Source organism: Xanthomonas sp. LMG 12462, from assembly GCF_009192885.1.
In the GTDB taxonomy this organism is placed as follows: Bacteria; Pseudomonadota; Gammaproteobacteria; order Xanthomonadales; family Xanthomonadaceae; genus Xanthomonas_A; species Xanthomonas_A sontii.
On the sequence record NZ_NMPP01000013.1, the window covers coordinates 58,020 to 73,702 of the forward strand.

Below are 15,683 nucleotides of genomic sequence, written 5' to 3' on the forward strand. Positions count from 1 at the left end.
GCGTCAAAGGCTCCTACGCGATGACGGCGACATCATGGCCCTACCGCCGCGTTGAACCGCTTTTCCGATTCCCCATTCCCGGTTCCCCTTTCCCGGCTCCACAAGTTGCTGATGCAACTGTGGCGCTGCCGCAAACCCTGTGCTATCACTACGTCCCATGAACGCTTCCTGCCGCAGCTTTTACTTTTGGTATTACGGTTTTCCGATGCCGCTGGCGGAGGAAGGATCGCGTTCACCCTGAAGGACACTTCAGCCGCAATCCCGAAAGCCGCCAGCGAACCTGGCGGCTTTTTTCATGCCGCCGGATCTGGCCCCCACCCAGCCCCCCGACGAGACACGCACATGGCCCCGCACACCGACGATCTGCGCATCCGCAAGATCGAACCGCTGACCCCGCCCTCCCAACTGCAGGTGCTGCTGCCCTGCGACGAGGAGGCCTCGCGGACCGTCGCCGCCGCGCGCGCGGCGCTGCACGAGATCCTGCACGGCCGCGACGACCGCCTGGCGGTGGTGATCGGTCCTTGCTCGATCCACGACCCGGTCGCGGCGATGGAGTACGCGCAGCGCCTGCGCCCGCTGCGCGAGACCTACGGCGATGCGCTGGAGATCGTGATGCGGGTGTACTTCGAGAAGCCGCGCACCACGGTCGGCTGGAAGGGCCTGATCAACGACCCCAACCTCGACGGCAGCTTCGACATCAACAAGGGCCTGCGCCTGGCGCGCGGCCTGCTGCGCGACATCAACCGACTGGGTCTGCCGGCCGGCGTGGAGTTCCTCGACATCATCTCGCCGCAGTACATCGCCGACCTGGTGGCCTGGGGCGCGATCGGCGCGCGCACCACCGAGAGCCAGGTGCACCGCGAGATGGCGTCCGGCCTGTCGTGCCCGGTGGGCTTCAAGAACGGCACCAGCGGCGACGTCAAGATCGCGGTCGATGCGGTCGGCGCGGCCTCGCATCCGCACCATTTCCTGGCTGTGACCAAGGACGGGCAGACCGCCGTGGCGGCCACCGCCGGCAACCCCGATTGCCACGTGATCCTGCGCGGCGGCACCCAGCCCAACTACGACGCCGACAGCGTGGCCGCGGCGGCGCAGGTGCTGGAGAAGGCCGGACTGCCGGCGCGACTGATGGTCGACGCCAGCCACGCCAACAGCGGCAAGAACCCGGACAACCAGCCCAAGGTGATCGAGGACATCGCGCGCCAGCTCGAGGCCGGGCAGACCCGCATCGTCGGCGCCATGGTCGAGAGCCACCTGCGCGGCGGCCGCCAGGACCTGGTCGCCGGCCAGCCGCTGGTCTACGGCCAGAGCATCACCGACGGCTGCATCGACTGGGACACCTCGGTGCAGGTGCTCGAGCGGCTGGCGCAGGCGGTGCGCGCACGGCGCCAGGCGCGCGTGGCGCAGGCGGCCTGAGCTCGGTGGTGGGAGAAACGCACGCAGCCTGACCGGCTGCGTGCGTGGGGGCGGGGGAGGCCCTGAAGAGGGGCCGGACGCGCCGCCGAATGCGAAGGGAGAGAGCTTCGGTATCGACGGCTGCGTGCCGGTGATGACGTTATCCGCCCATCCGGTGACCACGGTATGCCGGTGTGTGGCAGCGGCTGGCAAGGTGTTGGCGTGGCGTTAAGACCGGTTGTCGCCGGTTCAGCGCGGCGGCGTGGAAGTGGCGCGATGGGATGTACAAGCCGCGCATTGAGGGGCCGGGGGCATAGCGGCGATCGCCTGCCGGACGTACCAGGCCCTGCTCGGCGCGACGCTGTTCCAGCGCCATGCGCGTGGGGTCAAGCTGACCGCCGAAGATCGACAACTGGCCGATGCCGCCAGCGCAGCGTTGGCCGACATCGGGGTCTGACCGATAGGTGCTGCCCGAGTCGCATGCGCGCATGTGCGGACGCCGCTGCTGGCGAAACCGGCCACCATGTCGATAATGCCTGCATGGCCGCCGACTCGCCCTGGTTCCTGTACCTGCTCGAATGCCGCAACGGCAGCTACTACGCCGGCATCACCCCGGACCTGCAGGCACGCTTCCAGGCGCACCTGCGCGGCGCCGGTGCCAAGTACACCCGCGCCAACCCACCGGTGCGGCTGCTGGCAAGCCGTGCCTATCCCGACCGCGCCGCCGCCTCGCGCGCCGAGTACGTGCTCAAGCAGTTGCCGCGCGGCCGCAAGCTGGCGTTCCTGACCGCGCCCGAGACCGCATCTGGCGCCGACCACCTGCAAGCGACCGACGAATCCGCAGCGGTGTCGTAGGAGTGGCTTCAGCCGCGAGAAGCGTGACCCGTAACGCCCGTCGCGGCTGAAGCCGCTTCTACGACGATGCCGCACATTCGCGCAGATTCTGGATGCGAGAGGGCTGCACTGTGGGAGGGACTTCAGTCCCGACGCGGGGTCCCGCAGTGCTCAGCGGCACTCCAGAATCATCGGCAGCCGTCGTAGGAGCGCCTTCAAGCGCGACCTCGGGAAAACGCGTTGCGGGTGGAAGCCGCTGCTACCAGGGCGCCGACCACCCGCGCAGATGTCGGGATGGCACGGGACCGCACTGTGGGAGGGACTTCAGTCCCGACGCGCGGTCCCGCAGTGCTCAGTGGCACTCCAGAATCATCGACAGCCGTCGTAGGAGCGCTTTCAAGCGCGACCTCGGGAAAATGCATCGCGGCTGAAGCCGCTGCTACAAGGGCGCCGGACATTCGCGCAGATGTCGGGATGGCAGGGCTGCAATGTGGGAAGGGCTGCATGCCCCGCTGCCGATCGGTGACTCAGCCGCCCGCGTGCATCGTCCCTGTATCCAGCCAGCGCTGGTGCCAGGACAGCGCCTCGGGCAGCAGGTGCGGGGTGTGCTTGCCGTAGCTGGTGTGCAGGGCGCGATCGAAATAGTCCTGCAGTTGCGCGCGGTAGCTCGGGTCCACGCAGTGCGCGAGCAACTGCTGCGCGCGCTGCCGCGGCGGCAGGCCGCGCAGGTCGGCCAGGCCGTGCTCGGTGACGATGATGGAGACGTCGTGCTCGGTGTGGTCGACGTGGCTGACCATCGGCACGATCGAGGAGATGCTGCCGTGCTTCGCCGTGCTGGGGCTGAGGAAGATCGACAGGAAGCCGTTGCGCGCGAAGTCGCCGGAGCCGCCGATGCCGTTCATGATGCGGCTGCCCATCACGTGGGTGGAATTGACGTTGCCGTACAGGTCGGCCTCGATCATGCCGTTCATGCCGATGCAGCCCAGCCGCCGCACCAGTTCCGGATGATTGGAGATCTCCTGCGTGCGCAGGATGATGCGCTTGCGGTAGAAGTCGATATTGCGCTTGAACTCCTCGTTTGCCTCCGGGCTCAGCGCGAAGCCGGTGCACGAGGCGACCTTCAACACGCCGCTGCGCAACAGGTCGAGCATGCCGTCCTGGATCACTTCGGTGAACGCGCTGAGGTCGCGGAAGCCGCTGCTGGCCAGGCCGGCCAGCACCGCGTTGGGAATGTTGCCCACGCCGGACTGCAGCGGCAGCAGGTTGGGCGGCAGCCGGCCCTTGCCGACCTCGTGCTGGAAGAACGCGATCAGGTGCTCGGCGATGCGTTGGCTGGTGGCGTCGGCCGGGGTGAACGGGCTGTTGCGGTCGGGGCCGTGGGTGCGCACCACCGCCACGATCTTGTCCGGGTCGCAGCGCAGCGACGGCTCGCCGATGCGGTCGTCGGCATGCAGCAGCGGGATCGGCTTGCGATGCGGCGGCAACGCCGTGCCGTAGTACACGTCGTGCATGCCGTCGATGCCGGCCGGCTGCCAGTCGTTGACCTCGACGATCACCTTCTTCGCCAGGTCCAGCCAGGTCTTGTTGTTGCCGACCGAGGTCGACGGGATCAGGCTGCCGTCCTCGCGGATGCCGGCCACTTCCACCACCGCGGTGTCGATTTGCCCGTAGAAGCCGAACCAGACGTGCTGGGCGACGTGGCTGAGGTGGATGTCGATGTAGTCCAGCGTGCCGGCGTTGATGCGCTGGCGCGCGTCCGGGTCGGACTGGAACGGCATGCGCAGGGCGATGCCGTCGGCCTTGGCCAGCGCGCCGTCCAGCTCCGGCGCGGTGGAGGCGCCGGTCATCAGCTGGATCTTGAACGATTGCCCCTGCAGGTGCGCCGCCTCGATACGCTGCGCCAGCGCCATCGGCACCGCCTTGGGATAGCCGGAGCCGGTGAAGCCGCTCATCGCCACCGTCTCGCCGGGCTGGATCAACGCCGCCGCGGCCTCGGCGCTGACGATGCGTTCGCGCAGGCGGGGATGGAGGATACGTTCGGCGGACATGCGGCGACCATGGCGTGGGAAGGGGAGGGCAATTATCGCGGATCGGGCCGAGGCCCGCGTTGGGGTGTGTCCCCACTTTTTGCGCCTGTCGCGTGGCGGCGCATGCGGCGCAACGGACGCAGCGATGAGGATGTACGCCACGGTGTGTGCGATGTGTGCGGCGCTTCGCGCGCCGGACCCTCACCCCAACCCCTCTCCCGGTGGGAGAGGGGCTCTGGCTTCTCCCTTCTCCTGGTGGGTCTGCCTTGTGATGACAGGACGCAGCGCGCATGCAGTGCCGTGTACGTGCCACCGTCGCTTTCACGCGTTCCACGCCGCACCGCGGCGATAGTGCGGCGGTGCCGCTCTCCGCCCGTCCACTGACCGCCGTCCATGCTCGCTACCGGCGTCTGCCGCGCGGCTGGCGCCTGCTCCTGCGCGGCCTGCTGATCGCCTACCTGCTGTATCTGCTGGCCGGCAACGTGTTCCTCAACACGCCGCTGTTCGACCTGGCCACCAACCGCAAGCCGGAGAAGTTTCGCATGCACACCGGGCCGGCCGTCACCGTGCTGCCCGGCTTCATCACCGCCTGGAACGTGCGCATGCGCGGCCACGTGCAGCGCAATGTCTGGCAGGTGCGTGCCGACCGCGTCAGCGCGCGCATCGCGCTGCTGCCGCTGCTGCATCGCGAAGTACGCCTGCCGTGGATGGAAGCGGTGAACGTGATCGGCGAGATGGACCGCCTCGAGGAGATGATCCCGCCACCGCCGCCCAGCGACCAGGGCTGGACCCTGCGCTTCGATGCGATCCACAGCGGCACGCTGCGCCGCGCCCGCTTCGGCGATTTTGCGATCGAGGGCAAGGGCCACGGCACCGTCGGCTTCCTCAAGCAGTTGCGTGGCGGCCCCTCGGAACTGTTCCGCTCGCAGATCGTGTTCGAGGACGCCAGCGTGCGCTACGGCAAGCGCCAGATCGCCGACCAGGCCACGCTGGACGCGCGCTTCTCGTTTCCGCGCCACTACCGCGCGCAGGCGCCGGGGTTGCGCAAGCTGGGCATCACCGACCTGGCGCTGCGCATGCACGGCCGCAGCGTGGCCCTGCGCATCGATACCGCCGGCGACACCACCAAACTCAGTACCGAACCCGGGCTGGGCCATGTGCAGGCAGATCTGCACCTGCTGCGCGGCGCGCTGCAGCCCGGCAGCACGCTCAACTGGCGGGTGCCGCTGCATGCCGGCGTGGGCGCCACCGATCGCGGCGTGCTGACGCTGCTGCTGGACGTGGAGGGCGAGGACATCCGCGCCCGCGCGCGCCTGCCCGGTCAGGTCGATCCGCGCAGCATGCTCGATGCCGACCTGCGCATCGCCGGGCGCCAGGTGCCGTTCGACGACCTGGCGGCGTTGCTGCCGCGCACCTCCGGCCGCGTGCAGGGACGCTGGCATTTCGAATCGTTGAACTGGATCAGCGACCTGCTGGTGCGCAAGCCGTGGTTCCAGCTCGATGGCGGCGGCGACGTCGCCGCCGATCTGCAATTGCGGCAGGGCGCGCTGCAGCCCGGCAGCCGTCTCGACGTACCCGACGTGCAGGCGGTGGCGGAGATCACGCGCGTGCGCCTGAGCGGCAAGGCGCAGGCGGTCGGCCGCATCGTCGGCAGCGCCGAACAGCCGCGCACGCAACTGGACGTGCGCATGCGCCGCTTCGCGCTGGCGCCGCTGGACGCGCCCAAGGCCAGCTTCGTCGAAGGCGAGAACCTGCAACTGGACTTGCAGGGCGACGGCGCGCTGGCCACCTTGCGCGACTCGTTGCAGGCGCGGCTGCGCTTCGCCGATGCGCGCGTGCCGGACCTGCGCGCCTACAACCGCTACCTGCCGGCGGCGCAGGTGCGTGTGCTCGGCGGCGATGGCCGGCTCAGCGGCGATCTGCAGCTGGATGCGTCCGGCCAGGTCGGCCAGGGCACCTTGCGCGTGCTCGGTCGCCGGGCGCGGCTGCAGACCGCGGGCCTGGAACTGGCCGGCGATCTCGACCTGGACGCGCTGCTGCGCCGCGCCGAGCTGCAGGACAAGCGCTTCGATCTGAGCGGCAGCACCCTGCGCCTGCAGGGCGTGCGCTACGGCACCCAGCCCAGGCAGGGCGACTGGTGGGCGACGCTACGGATTCCGCAGGGCCGCATCGCCGCGGCGGCGCCTGTGCAGGCCGATGCGCAGGTGCAGATGCAGATGCGCGACGCCGGCCCGGTGCTGGCGGTGTTCGCGCAGCACAGCGATGCGCCGGCGTGGTTGCTGAAGCTGGCCGATGCCGGACAACTGCAGGCCAGCGGACAGCTGCGCTGGCGCAAGGACGCGCTGTGGCTGGATCGGGTCGCGGCGGAGAACGAACGCGTGGCCTTGCGCGCGCGCCTGCGCGTCGGCGACGCCGGCACCCAAGGCGATCTGTATGCGCGCTGGGGCGTGCTCGGCGTCGGCGTGGCCTTGCGCGGCGAACAACGGCAATGGCATCTGCTCGGCGCGCGCGAGTGGTACGACAAGCAACCGGCATGGCTGCCGGAGGCGCCGGCACCGGCGGCATCGCCTTAGCGCGACAGAGATCGCGTTGGGCGTGCTTCGCTGGCTGCGGGTGGATGCGCTGTGCGCCGCGCCACGCCGGCATGCGAAAGCATGCAACGCGCGTATCCCCCGCTTTATCTATTCCCCATTCCCGTCTCCCCATTTCCGCCCACGCAGAATGTACTGCCCGGTATCGTTTTGCAGTGCAGCGTGCAATGTCCAAAAAAAGCGCCCAAGATCGCCCTGCATCCCGACGTGGGGGAGGGAGCAAAGCCCGCTGGCAGTTCGCTGCAAGCGGGCTTTTTTATTTCAGTCGGCGGGCATCGCGTCGCTGCCGGAAAGTGCCTCGGGTGATTGCGATAGTTGTTGCGCTAGCGCCTCCGCTGCCGGCGTTCGGTTGGCCTCGCTCCACAGCAGCCGGAAGCTGGCGTGCGGCAACGGCGGCAATCCAAAGCGCTCGTCCACGGCGACCATTCCCGCTTCCAGATCTTCCTGGGGCAGGGCGGTGATGGCCAGGCCAGCCTTCACGGCGGCACGCAGTCCCTGCTGACTTGGCGAGGTGAATGCCACTCGCCAGGCGAGATCGGCGCGCTCCAGTGCAGCGGTTCCCACCTGCCGGTGCAGGCAGGGCTTGGGCGCAAAAGCGAGCGGGACTGGCACATTCGCGGCCGGCGCGAACGCTGGCGCGGCCGCCCACACGAAGCGGGTCCGGCGCAGCAGGGGCGTTGTCGGGTCGTCCTCCAGTGCGAGTGTCACCGCCAGGTCGAGGGAACCCGCAACGATCTGCTCGTGCAGCGCGGCATAGGTATCCACCGTCACGTCCAGCCGCACCGCCGGAAACATCCGTGCGAACCGCGCCAGCATCGGCGGAAGGCGATCGCCGACGTAGCTTTCGGGGGCACCGAAACGCACCGTGCCGGACACCGGAGAACGCCGGAAGCGCCGTGCGAGCGCGTCATGCGCCTGCAGCACCTGCGTCGCATGGCGAAGAAAGTCTTCGCCGTCTTCGGTCAGGCTCACCCGGCGGGTTGTGCGATTCAGCAGTGCCGTGCCGGCCTGCGCTTCCAGTTTGCGAATGTGATGGCTGATGGCCGACTGGGTGAGGTGCAGCCGTTCGCCTGCGCGCGTGAAGCCGCCAGTCTCGTTCACCGCAACGAAGGTGCGTAACAGATCCGGATCGTAGTCCATGCGATTCAGTCCATTTTTTAATTAATTCAAGAAAATTAAATCATTTCCATCATCCATTGTGTGCTCCCAGACTGGAAGTCAGCCGCTCCCAAGCCCGAATCGACCCGCCGTGCACCGGTCGGTCCGCTCGGCGCCGCGGGCGGATGTCCCTCTAGGAAAAGCCCATGACGCACCTTCCTTCCGCGCGCAGGAACACCCTCACGCTGGCGGCCGCCTGCCTGGCTTCGCTGATGTTCGGTCTGGAGATCTCCAGCGTGCCGGTGATCCTTCCCCTCCTCGAAGCGGCGCTGCACTGCAGCTTCCGCGATCTGCAGTGGATCATGAATGCCTACACCATCGCCTGCACCACCGTGCTGATGGCGACGGGCACGCTGGCCGACCGCTACGGGCGCAAGCGGATCTTCCTGATCTGCGTGTTCCTGTTCGGCGTGACCTCCTTGGTATGCGGCCTGGCAGGGAGCACGGCGCTGCTGATCGCTGGCCGCTTCCTTCAGGGGATGGCCGGGGGCGCCATGCTGGTGTGCCAGTTCGCCGTGCTCTCGCAGCAATTCGCAGACGCGACGGCCCGTGCCAAGGCGTTTGGGATCTGGGGGATCGTCTTCGGCATCGGCCTGGGTTTCGGCCCGATCATCGGTGCCGGCATCGTCGCGTTGTGGAGTTGGGAATGGGTTTTCCTTGTGCACGTTCCCATTTCCGCGATCGCTCTGGGACTGGCGCTTGTCGGTGTCGATGAGTCGCGCGATCCGCAGCGGCGCCGTTTGGACGTCGCCGGGATCGTCTCGCTGTCGGTCGCGGTGCTCGCCTTGGCGTGGTTCATCACGCAAGGGCCGGTAGCCGGCTTTGGCAGCGTTTCGTCGCTGGCGAGTCTGATCATCGCCAGCGGCAGCTGCGTCGCGTTCGTTGTGGCGGAGCGCCGCGCCGACGCGCCCATGTTCGACTTCTCGGTGTTCCGCATCCGCGACTTTTCCGGCGCCCTGTTGGGCTCGATGGGCATGAACTTCAGCTTCTGGCCGCTCATGATCTATCTGCCGCTGCTGTTCCAGCATGGGCTGGGCTACGGCAACGTGGCCACCGGACTTTCGCTGCTGGCTTACACCTTGCCGACCCTGGTGCTGCCGCCGTTGGGCGAGCGGTTGGCGCTGCGCTACCGCGCGCATACCGTGATTCCTGCCGGCCTGTTTGCGATCGGAGCCGGCTTCTTGCTGATGGCGTGGGGCAGCGGCACGGTGCGGGCCAGTTGGTTGACGATGCTCCCCGGGTGCCTGCTGGCCGGTACCGGGTTGGGGATCGTCAACACCCCGGTGACCAATACCATCACCGCGTCGGTCTGCGTCGCGCGTACCGGCATGGCCTCCGGCATGGACACCAGTGCGCGCCTGATCAGCCTTGCGATCAATATTGCGGTCATGGGATTCATCCTGGTGGAGGGCGTGTTGTCCTTTCTCCGCCGGACGCTGCCGACGGTCGACGCCACGTTGCTGCGGGGGCTGGCTGAGCGGCTTTCCGGCGGAACCGCACACGCGGCGGGGCAGGGCCTCTCCACGCCGACGGTTCCGCCCGACGTCGCGGCGGCAGCCATGATCCAAGGCATGCAATGGGTGATGTTGTATGGCGGCATCAGTGTCTGGATCCTCGCGCTCTGCAGCGTGATCGTGTTCGGCAGGCGTGGCGCCGAACATCGGTCTGCCGTGTCGAAAGAGGTCGCCTGATGGACGCGCGACCGAGGCGAAGGCGCTCGGCCGGTTGCCCATGACGGAAGCGCCGCGTCGTGCGCTGCGCCCGAAGCTCGGGCGCGGGGACGTGGATTGTCCGCGGCGGCGCGTGCACATGCGCCGCCGGCAGCGCCGCTGCGCCTCGACTGCCGCGAACCGTCGTCGATGCGGGGTACGCGGCGCCGGTTGCGTGTGCGTCAGGTCGGCATGGCCTGCGACGGCGGTTCCGGCGACGGCGGCAGTTCCGGCCGGGTCGGATCCACAGTCAGCGGCTCGTCGCTGCGCAGCAGCGCATGCGCTTCGGCTTCGCTCGCCACCGCAGGCGGCGAGCCGCGCAGCGGCAGGCCGGCGGTTTCGCGCACGAAGGCCATGGTCGCGATGCCCACCACCGCCGCGCCCATCAGGTAGTACGCCGGCACCAGCGGATCGCCGGTGCGCTCCACCAGCCACGCGGTGACCAGCGGCGTGGTGCCGCCGAACAGCGACACCGACACGTTGAAGGCGATCGACAGCGCGCTGTAGCGCACCGGGGTGTAGAACAGCGCCGGCAAGGTCGACGGCATTGAGCTGGTGAAGCACACCAGCGCCACGCCCAGCAGCATCAGGCCGAGGAAGATCAGCCAGTCGTTGCCGGTGCCGACCAGCCGCAGGCACGGCACCGCCAGCACCAGCAGCGCGATGCAGGCGCCGATCACCATCGGCTTGCGGCCCAGGCGATCGCTGAACAACCCGCCGAGCACGTTGAGCGGCATCATCACCAGCATCACGATGATGATCAGCAGAAGGCCCTTGCTCTCGGCATACCCCATGGTGACGCTGAGGTAGCTGGGCATGTAGGTCAGCAGCATGTAGTCGGTGACGTTGAACACCAGCACCAGGCCCACGCACTTGAGCAACTGCGGCCAGTGCACGCGGAACAGCGCACCCAGGCCCGGCGCATCGTGCTCGCGCTTTTCCGCCTCTTCGGCATAGGCCTGGAACGCCGGGGTTTCCTCCAGCTTCATGCGCATGTACAGGCCGAGCAGGCCCAGCGGGCCGGCGATCAGGAACGGCACGCGCCAGCCCCAGTCCAGCATCTGCGCATCGCTGAGCGCGAAATGCAGCGCGGTCACCGTGGCGGCGCCGGCGATGTAGCCGCCCAACGTGCCGAACTCCAGCCAGCTGCTCATGAAGCCGCGGTTGCGATCGGTGGAGTACTCGGCGATGAAGGTCGCCGCGCCGCCGTATTCGCCGCCGGTGGAAAAGCCCTGCACCAGCCGCGCCACCAGCAACAGGATCGGCGCCCAGATGCCGATGCGCGCGTAGGAGGGGATCAGGCCGATCGAGAACGTGCCCAGCGCCATCAGGATCATGGTCGCGGCCAACACCTTCTGCCGGCCGTAGCGGTCGCCCAGCGGGCCGAACACCAGCCCGCCCAGCGGGCGCACCAGGAACGCGACGGTGAAGGTCGCGAACGTGGCGATCAACTGCGCGGTCGGGTTGGTGCTGGGAAAGAACACGTGGCCCAGGGTCACGGCCAGGTAGCCGTACACGCCGAAGTCGAACCATTCCATCGCGTTGCCCAGCGCCGCCGCGCCGACCGCCCGCTTGAGCATGGGTTTGTCGACGACGGTGACTTCTTCCACCTGCAGTTGGCGGCGGCGCTTGAACCATCCGAAATGGGCGTGGAACTCCGACATGTCTTCTCCTGTCCTGGAACGGTGAGGTGATGACCCCCGGCCCGCACGCGCCAGGCAAGCAAGACGGAACGACAGGGCGCAACGGCGCCGCACTGGTCTGCGGGGGCGATCCCGGACGGCCGCGTCAACACCACGGCGCTGCAGGATCGAAGAACGGAGCGGGCGGCGCAGGGCGCACAGGGCTCCGTCGAGATGGACATGATACACCATCGTCGTGGCGGGGCTGGCGGCAAGGTCTGCGAAACGTCGCGAAAAGTGCTGAAAAGCTGCGTTCTGCGTGGATTTTTGATACGTGCGGGAACGGCCTCCGTCGTAACGTGCGACGGTGGAACGGCCTTGCGGCGCCGGATGCGCCGTCGGGTCGGGACTGAAGTCCCTCCCACAGTGCATTGCTGCACAGTGGGGTTGCCGAGAATGTGGGTGCTTCACCTGTGGGAGCGGCTTCAGCCGCGACGCGCGGTGGTGGGAGATCCAGCAAGCGTCGGACACATCGGAATGAAGTTCCTCGTATGCAGCGCAGACAGCTCCGCCCTGGCTGGGGCCGATGCTGCAATCACGACGCTTCCCTTGCGCTCGCCGTGTCCGACGGCGCGCGTTTGATTGCCTCGACGCCGCGGTCCTGTCCGCGGTCGCCGCGGGATGCCATCATCGGCCGATGGCTTCTGCTCCCTTCGCCGTTCCCGACGTCCTGCAACCCACGCTCGAACGCAGCCTGGCGCGCTTGCGCCAGGCCGTGGCTGCGCAGCCGTGGCCGTCTCATCCCGGTTTCGAGGACGCGCTGGCGCGCGCGCTGCTGGCCAGCGATTTCCTGCTCGACACGCTGTGCCGGCAGCCGTCGCTGCTCGCGCACCTGGCGCAGCCGGATCCGCCGCCGTTGCCGCTGCCGCAACTGGATCCGGCGCAGCCCGCCGCATGGCCGGCGCAGTTGCGCCGCTACCGCGCGGCCGCCTCGGCGCGCCTGGTGTGGCGCGACGTGCTGGGCCTGGACGATGTCGATGCGACCCTGGCCGGCAGCACGCGCTTGGCCGAGGACTGCCTGGCGCTGGCGCTGCAGGCGCTGGAAGGCGAGTTCGCCGCGCGTCATGGCGTGGTGCGTGCCGCCGATGGCAGCGTGCAGCGGCTGGTGGTGTTCGGCCTGGGCAAGCTTGGCGGTGGCGAACTGAATTTCTCCTCCGACGTGGATCTGGTCTACGCCTATCCGCAGGGCGGCGAGTCCGACGGCGCGCGTGCGCTGGCCGCCGAGGAATACTTCGCGCGGCTTGGCCAGCGCCTGGCGCGGCTGCTCGACGAGACCACCGCCGACGGCTTCGCGCACCGCGTGGATCTGCGCCTGCGCCCGTTCGGCACGGCCGGCCGGGTGGCGCTGTCGTTCGCCGGCATGGACCAGTATTTCCAGCGCGAAGGCCGCGACTGGGAGCGCTACGCCTGGCTGAAGGCGCGCGCGGTGGCCGGCGACATCGCCGCCGGCGAGGAATGGCTGCAGGCGCTGCGCCCGTTCGTGTACCGGCGCTATCTCGACTACACCGCGCTGGACGGCCTGCGCGAGATGAAGGCGGCGATCACCGCCGAAGTCGCGCGCCACGACCGGCTGGACGACATCAAGCGCGGCGCCGGCGGCATCCGCGAGATCGAGTTCCTGGTGCAGTCGCTGCAGTTGATCCGCGGCGGCCGCGAACCCGCACTGCGCGAACGCCGCCTGTTGCCGGCGCTGCACGCGCTGGTCGCCGCCGGCCAGGTCGCCGCCGAGGACGGCGCAGCGCTCGCACAGGCGTATCGCGTCCTGCGCCAGGTGGAGAACCGCCTGCAGATGCTGCGCGATGCGCAGACCCACGCGCTGCCGGAGGATCCGCTGGACCGCGCGCGCATCGCCTTCGGCCTTGGCCATGCCGACTGGGCCGCGCTGCACGCAGCGCTGCAACTCCAGCGCGACCGCGTCGCCGCCGAGTTCGCCGAACTGCTGGCGCCGCGCGAGCGCGTGCTGGCGCCGGATGCGCTGGCCGACTACTGGCGCGGCCTGCCCGACGGTGGCCAGGTGCAGGTGCTGCGCGAGGCTGGTTTCGCAGACCCTGACGGCGCCGACCAGGCCTTGCGCGGCTTCGTGCAGTCGCTGGGCGTGCGCACGCTCTCCGATGCCGCACGCGCGCGCCTGGACCGGGTGCTGCCGGCGCTGCTGCATGCCGCGGCGCGCTCGGCGCAGGCCGATGCCGCCCTGCACCGCGTGCTCGGCCTGCTGCAGGCGATCCTGCGCCGGGCCAGCTACCTGGCCCTGCTCGACGAACAACCCAGCGCGCTGGCGCGGCTGGTCGACGTGCTGGCGCGCAGCGCCTTCCTGTCCGAACGGCTGGCCGCGCATCCGCTGCTGCTGGACGAACTGCTCGACAGCCGCGTCGATGGCCCGATGCCGGACCAGGCGGCGATGCAGCGGCTGTGCGATGTCGCGGTCGCCACCGCCGGCGACGATCCGGAAGCGGCCCTGCGCGGCCTCAACGAAGCGCGCCAGGCGCTGAGTTTCCGCATCGCCCTGGCCACGCTGGATCGACGCCAGCCCGCGCTCGACAGCGCCCGCCAACTGGCGCAGCTGGCCGAGGCGGTGGTGGTGACCGTGCTGCGCCTGGCGCGTGCCGATCTGGTCGCCGCGCACGGCGAGGTGCCTGGCGGCAGTTTCGCCATCGTCGGCTACGGCAGCCTCGGCGGCGTGGAACTGGGCATCGGCTCGGACCTGGACCTGGTGTTCCTGTACGACCATCCGCCGGGCGTCGAAGCGTCGTCCGGACCGCGGCCGCTGGAGAGCGGGCGCTGGTTCGCGCGGCTGGCGCAGAAGGTGATCGCGTTGCTCGGCGCGGTCACCGGTGGCGGCCGCCTGTACGACATCGACGTGCGCCTGCGCCCGGACGGCGGCAAGGGCGCGCTGGTGTCGTCGCTGGCCAGCTACCGCGAGTACCAGCGCGAGCGCGCCTGGACCTGGGAACACCAGGCGCTGGTGCGCGCGCGCGGCGTGGCCGGCGATGCGCCGCTGCTGCAGCAGTTCGAGCAGGTGCGCGCGCAGACCCTGGCGCGCCCGCGCGAGCCTGCAGCGCTGCGCGAGGAAGTGCGCAAGATGCGTGCGCGCATGCGTGCCGAACTCGACCGCAGCGATGCCGCGCGCTTCGACCTCAAGCAGGGCGCCGGCGGCCTGGTCGACCTGGAATTCCTGGTGCAGGCCGGCGTGCTGCTCGGCGCCGCGCAGCAGCCGGCGCTGCTGGCGCCGCGCGACACCCCGGCGCTGCTCGATGCGCTGGCGCACAGCGGCTGGCTGTCGCCTTCCATCGCTGCCAGCCTGCATGCCGCGCATGCCACGCTGGTGGAGGCCGGCCTGGCCTGCACGCTGGACCGGCGTCCGCGCCTGACCGCGCCCACGGTCGAGATCGCCGCGGCGCGTGCGGCGATTCGCGCTGCCGCGGTCGCGCTGGAGCTGGTGTTCGTCGATGGCCGTGCTGACGGCGACGCGACTCGCTAGTGCGCCTGCCATCCTGACGCCAGGCAGGCGCAGGCGTGCACGTGCGATGGCGGCGGCGACACGCGTTTCCAGCAACGTGCGTCTTGCCGAATCGCGGCAGAAAACGGGTCGCCTGCGCTGTCTGCAATCTCCGGGGAGCCTGTGCACGCTGCCGCGCTACATCCGCAAACACGCCGCCTTGGTCGCGGCGATCGGCGCCGGCATGCCGTTCCGCGCCGCGGTGGCGCGATTGCTACGCGCTGACGTACTGAGTCTGGAACCAGGCCGCGTCGGGATCAGTGTCCACCACCTGGTCGGGATCCACCCCGAACAGCCCCTGGTAGGCGCGCTTCCACAGGCCGGCGCGGCCGGCGCACAGGTCGTGCCACAGCGCATGGAAGGTCACTGACTCGAACACCCGCACCACGTCCACGACCTGCTCAAGGTAGGCCTGGAAGAGGTAAACCCGCTCGCCGGCCACCAGGATGTTGACGTTGTGGATCAACTGCGACGGATCGCCCAGCAGCACGATGTTGACGAAGTCGCCGTCGCCGAAGGTCGGCAACGCCGCGTCCGCCAGGTACAGCCTGGTGCGCAAGGGCCGGTCGCGATGCAGCAGCACCATCTCCAGCATCAGCGGGGCGAAGGTGTTGCAGGACCATTCCGGGCAGGACACGGCGGGCGTGGTCAGCGTGGGCAGCGCCATACCGGCAGGCTGCAGTTGCGCCAGGGTGGCGTTGAGCGCGCTCAGCGCGAGGGCGGGGGTGACGTCGTGCGGCATGGGCGTGGTCTCGTCGCAGGCGCGGCGCACGGGACGTGCGCCGCCGATG

At 69.3% G+C, this 15,683-nt stretch carries 9 protein-coding genes and 1 pseudogene; 6 read left to right on the plus strand and 4 right to left on the minus strand.

Annotation, left to right across the window (positions count from 1 at the left end; genetic code table 11):
• Window positions 1-342 precede the first annotated feature (342 nt).
• The 3 genes and pseudogenes from CEK69_RS04305 (at window position 343) to CEK69_RS04315 (ending at window position 2,250) form a co-directional block, all read left to right on the plus strand.
• Window positions 343-1,416: a 3-deoxy-7-phosphoheptulonate synthase gene (locus tag CEK69_RS04305; RefSeq protein ID WP_152244041.1), complete on the plus strand. Its 1,074-nt coding sequence runs from the start codon at window positions 343-345 to the stop codon at window positions 1,414-1,416.
• 319 nt (window positions 1,417-1,735) lie between these two features.
• Window positions 1,736-1,843: pseudogene (locus CEK69_RS04310) on the plus strand (LysR family transcriptional regulator); the annotation flags it as partial.
• 92 nt (window positions 1,844-1,935) lie between these two features.
• Window positions 1,936-2,250 (plus strand): GIY-YIG nuclease family protein, encoded by a 315-nt coding sequence (locus tag CEK69_RS04315; protein ID WP_152244043.1) that lies wholly within the window; start codon window positions 1,936-1,938, stop codon window positions 2,248-2,250.
• A 506-nt stretch (window positions 2,251-2,756) separates the two neighbouring features.
• On the opposite strand, the gene CEK69_RS04320 is transcribed toward CEK69_RS04315, so the two are convergent.
• Window positions 2,757-4,277 (minus strand): acetyl-CoA hydrolase/transferase family protein, encoded by a 1,521-nt coding sequence (locus CEK69_RS04320; protein WP_152244045.1) that lies wholly within the window; start codon window positions 4,275-4,277, stop codon window positions 2,757-2,759.
• A gap of 338 nt (window positions 4,278-4,615) precedes the next feature.
• On the opposite strand from CEK69_RS04320, the gene CEK69_RS04325 reads away from it, so the two are divergent.
• Window positions 4,616-6,829, plus strand: a complete 2,214-nt coding sequence (locus CEK69_RS04325; RefSeq protein WP_152244047.1) for a hypothetical protein — start codon at window positions 4,616-4,618, stop codon at window positions 6,827-6,829.
• A gap of 279 nt (window positions 6,830-7,108) precedes the next feature.
• On the opposite strand, the gene CEK69_RS04330 is transcribed toward CEK69_RS04325, so the two are convergent.
• Complete coding sequence (locus CEK69_RS04330) at window positions 7,109-7,987, minus strand: LysR substrate-binding domain-containing protein (RefSeq protein ID WP_017907324.1); 879 nt, start codon at window positions 7,985-7,987, stop codon at window positions 7,109-7,111.
• Window positions 7,988-8,151: 164 nt separating this feature from the next.
• Between CEK69_RS04330 and CEK69_RS04335 the strand changes: the two genes are divergently transcribed.
• Window positions 8,152-9,696 carry an MFS transporter gene (locus tag CEK69_RS04335; protein ID WP_152244049.1) on the plus strand — a complete coding sequence of 515 codons (1,545 nt, stop codon included), beginning with the start codon at window positions 8,152-8,154 and terminating at the stop codon, window positions 9,694-9,696.
• 200 nt (window positions 9,697-9,896) lie between these two features.
• On the opposite strand, the gene proP is transcribed toward CEK69_RS04335, so the two are convergent.
• Window positions 9,897-11,378, minus strand: coding sequence for a glycine betaine/L-proline transporter ProP (gene proP / locus CEK69_RS04340; protein WP_152244051.1), 1,482 nt, complete (start codon window positions 11,376-11,378; stop codon window positions 9,897-9,899).
• A gap of 655 nt (window positions 11,379-12,033) precedes the next feature.
• On the opposite strand from proP, the gene glnE reads away from it, so the two are divergent.
• Complete coding sequence (glnE, locus tag CEK69_RS04345; RefSeq protein ID WP_152244053.1) at window positions 12,034-14,874, plus strand: bifunctional [glutamate--ammonia ligase]-adenylyl-L-tyrosine phosphorylase/[glutamate--ammonia-ligase] adenylyltransferase; 2,841 nt, start codon at window positions 12,034-12,036, stop codon at window positions 14,872-14,874.
• A gap of 232 nt (window positions 14,875-15,106) precedes the next feature.
• Here the strand turns inward: glnE and CEK69_RS04350 are convergent, their stop codons facing one another.
• Window positions 15,107-15,634, minus strand: coding sequence for a hypothetical protein (locus CEK69_RS04350; RefSeq protein WP_152244055.1), 528 nt, complete (start codon window positions 15,632-15,634; stop codon window positions 15,107-15,109).
• Window positions 15,635-15,683: the final 49 nt, after the last annotated feature.

What these genes read in the sequence shown, in the direction of transcription:
- CEK69_RS04350 (WP_152244055.1), bottom strand. Translation starts at nt 15,634, where the DNA reads ATGCCGCACGACGTCACCCCCGCCCTCGCGCTGAGCGCGCTCAACGCC.
- CEK69_RS04320 (WP_152244045.1), bottom strand. Translation starts at nt 4,277, where the DNA reads ATGTCCGCCGAACGTATCCTCCATCCCCGCCTGCGCGAACGCATCGTC.
- proP (WP_152244051.1), bottom strand. Translation starts at nt 11,378, where the DNA reads ATGTCGGAGTTCCACGCCCATTTCGGATGGTTCAAGCGCCGCCGCCAA.
- CEK69_RS04315 (WP_152244043.1), top strand. Translation starts at nt 1,936, where the DNA reads ATGGCCGCCGACTCGCCCTGGTTCCTGTACCTGCTCGAATGCCGCAAC.
- CEK69_RS04330 (WP_017907324.1), bottom strand. Translation starts at nt 7,987, where the DNA reads ATGGACTACGATCCGGATCTGTTACGCACCTTCGTTGCGGTGAACGAG.
- CEK69_RS04305 (WP_152244041.1), top strand. Translation starts at nt 343, where the DNA reads ATGGCCCCGCACACCGACGATCTGCGCATCCGCAAGATCGAACCGCTG.
- glnE (WP_152244053.1), top strand. Translation starts at nt 12,034, where the DNA reads ATGGCTTCTGCTCCCTTCGCCGTTCCCGACGTCCTGCAACCCACGCTC.
- CEK69_RS04335 (WP_152244049.1), top strand. Translation starts at nt 8,152, where the DNA reads ATGACGCACCTTCCTTCCGCGCGCAGGAACACCCTCACGCTGGCGGCC.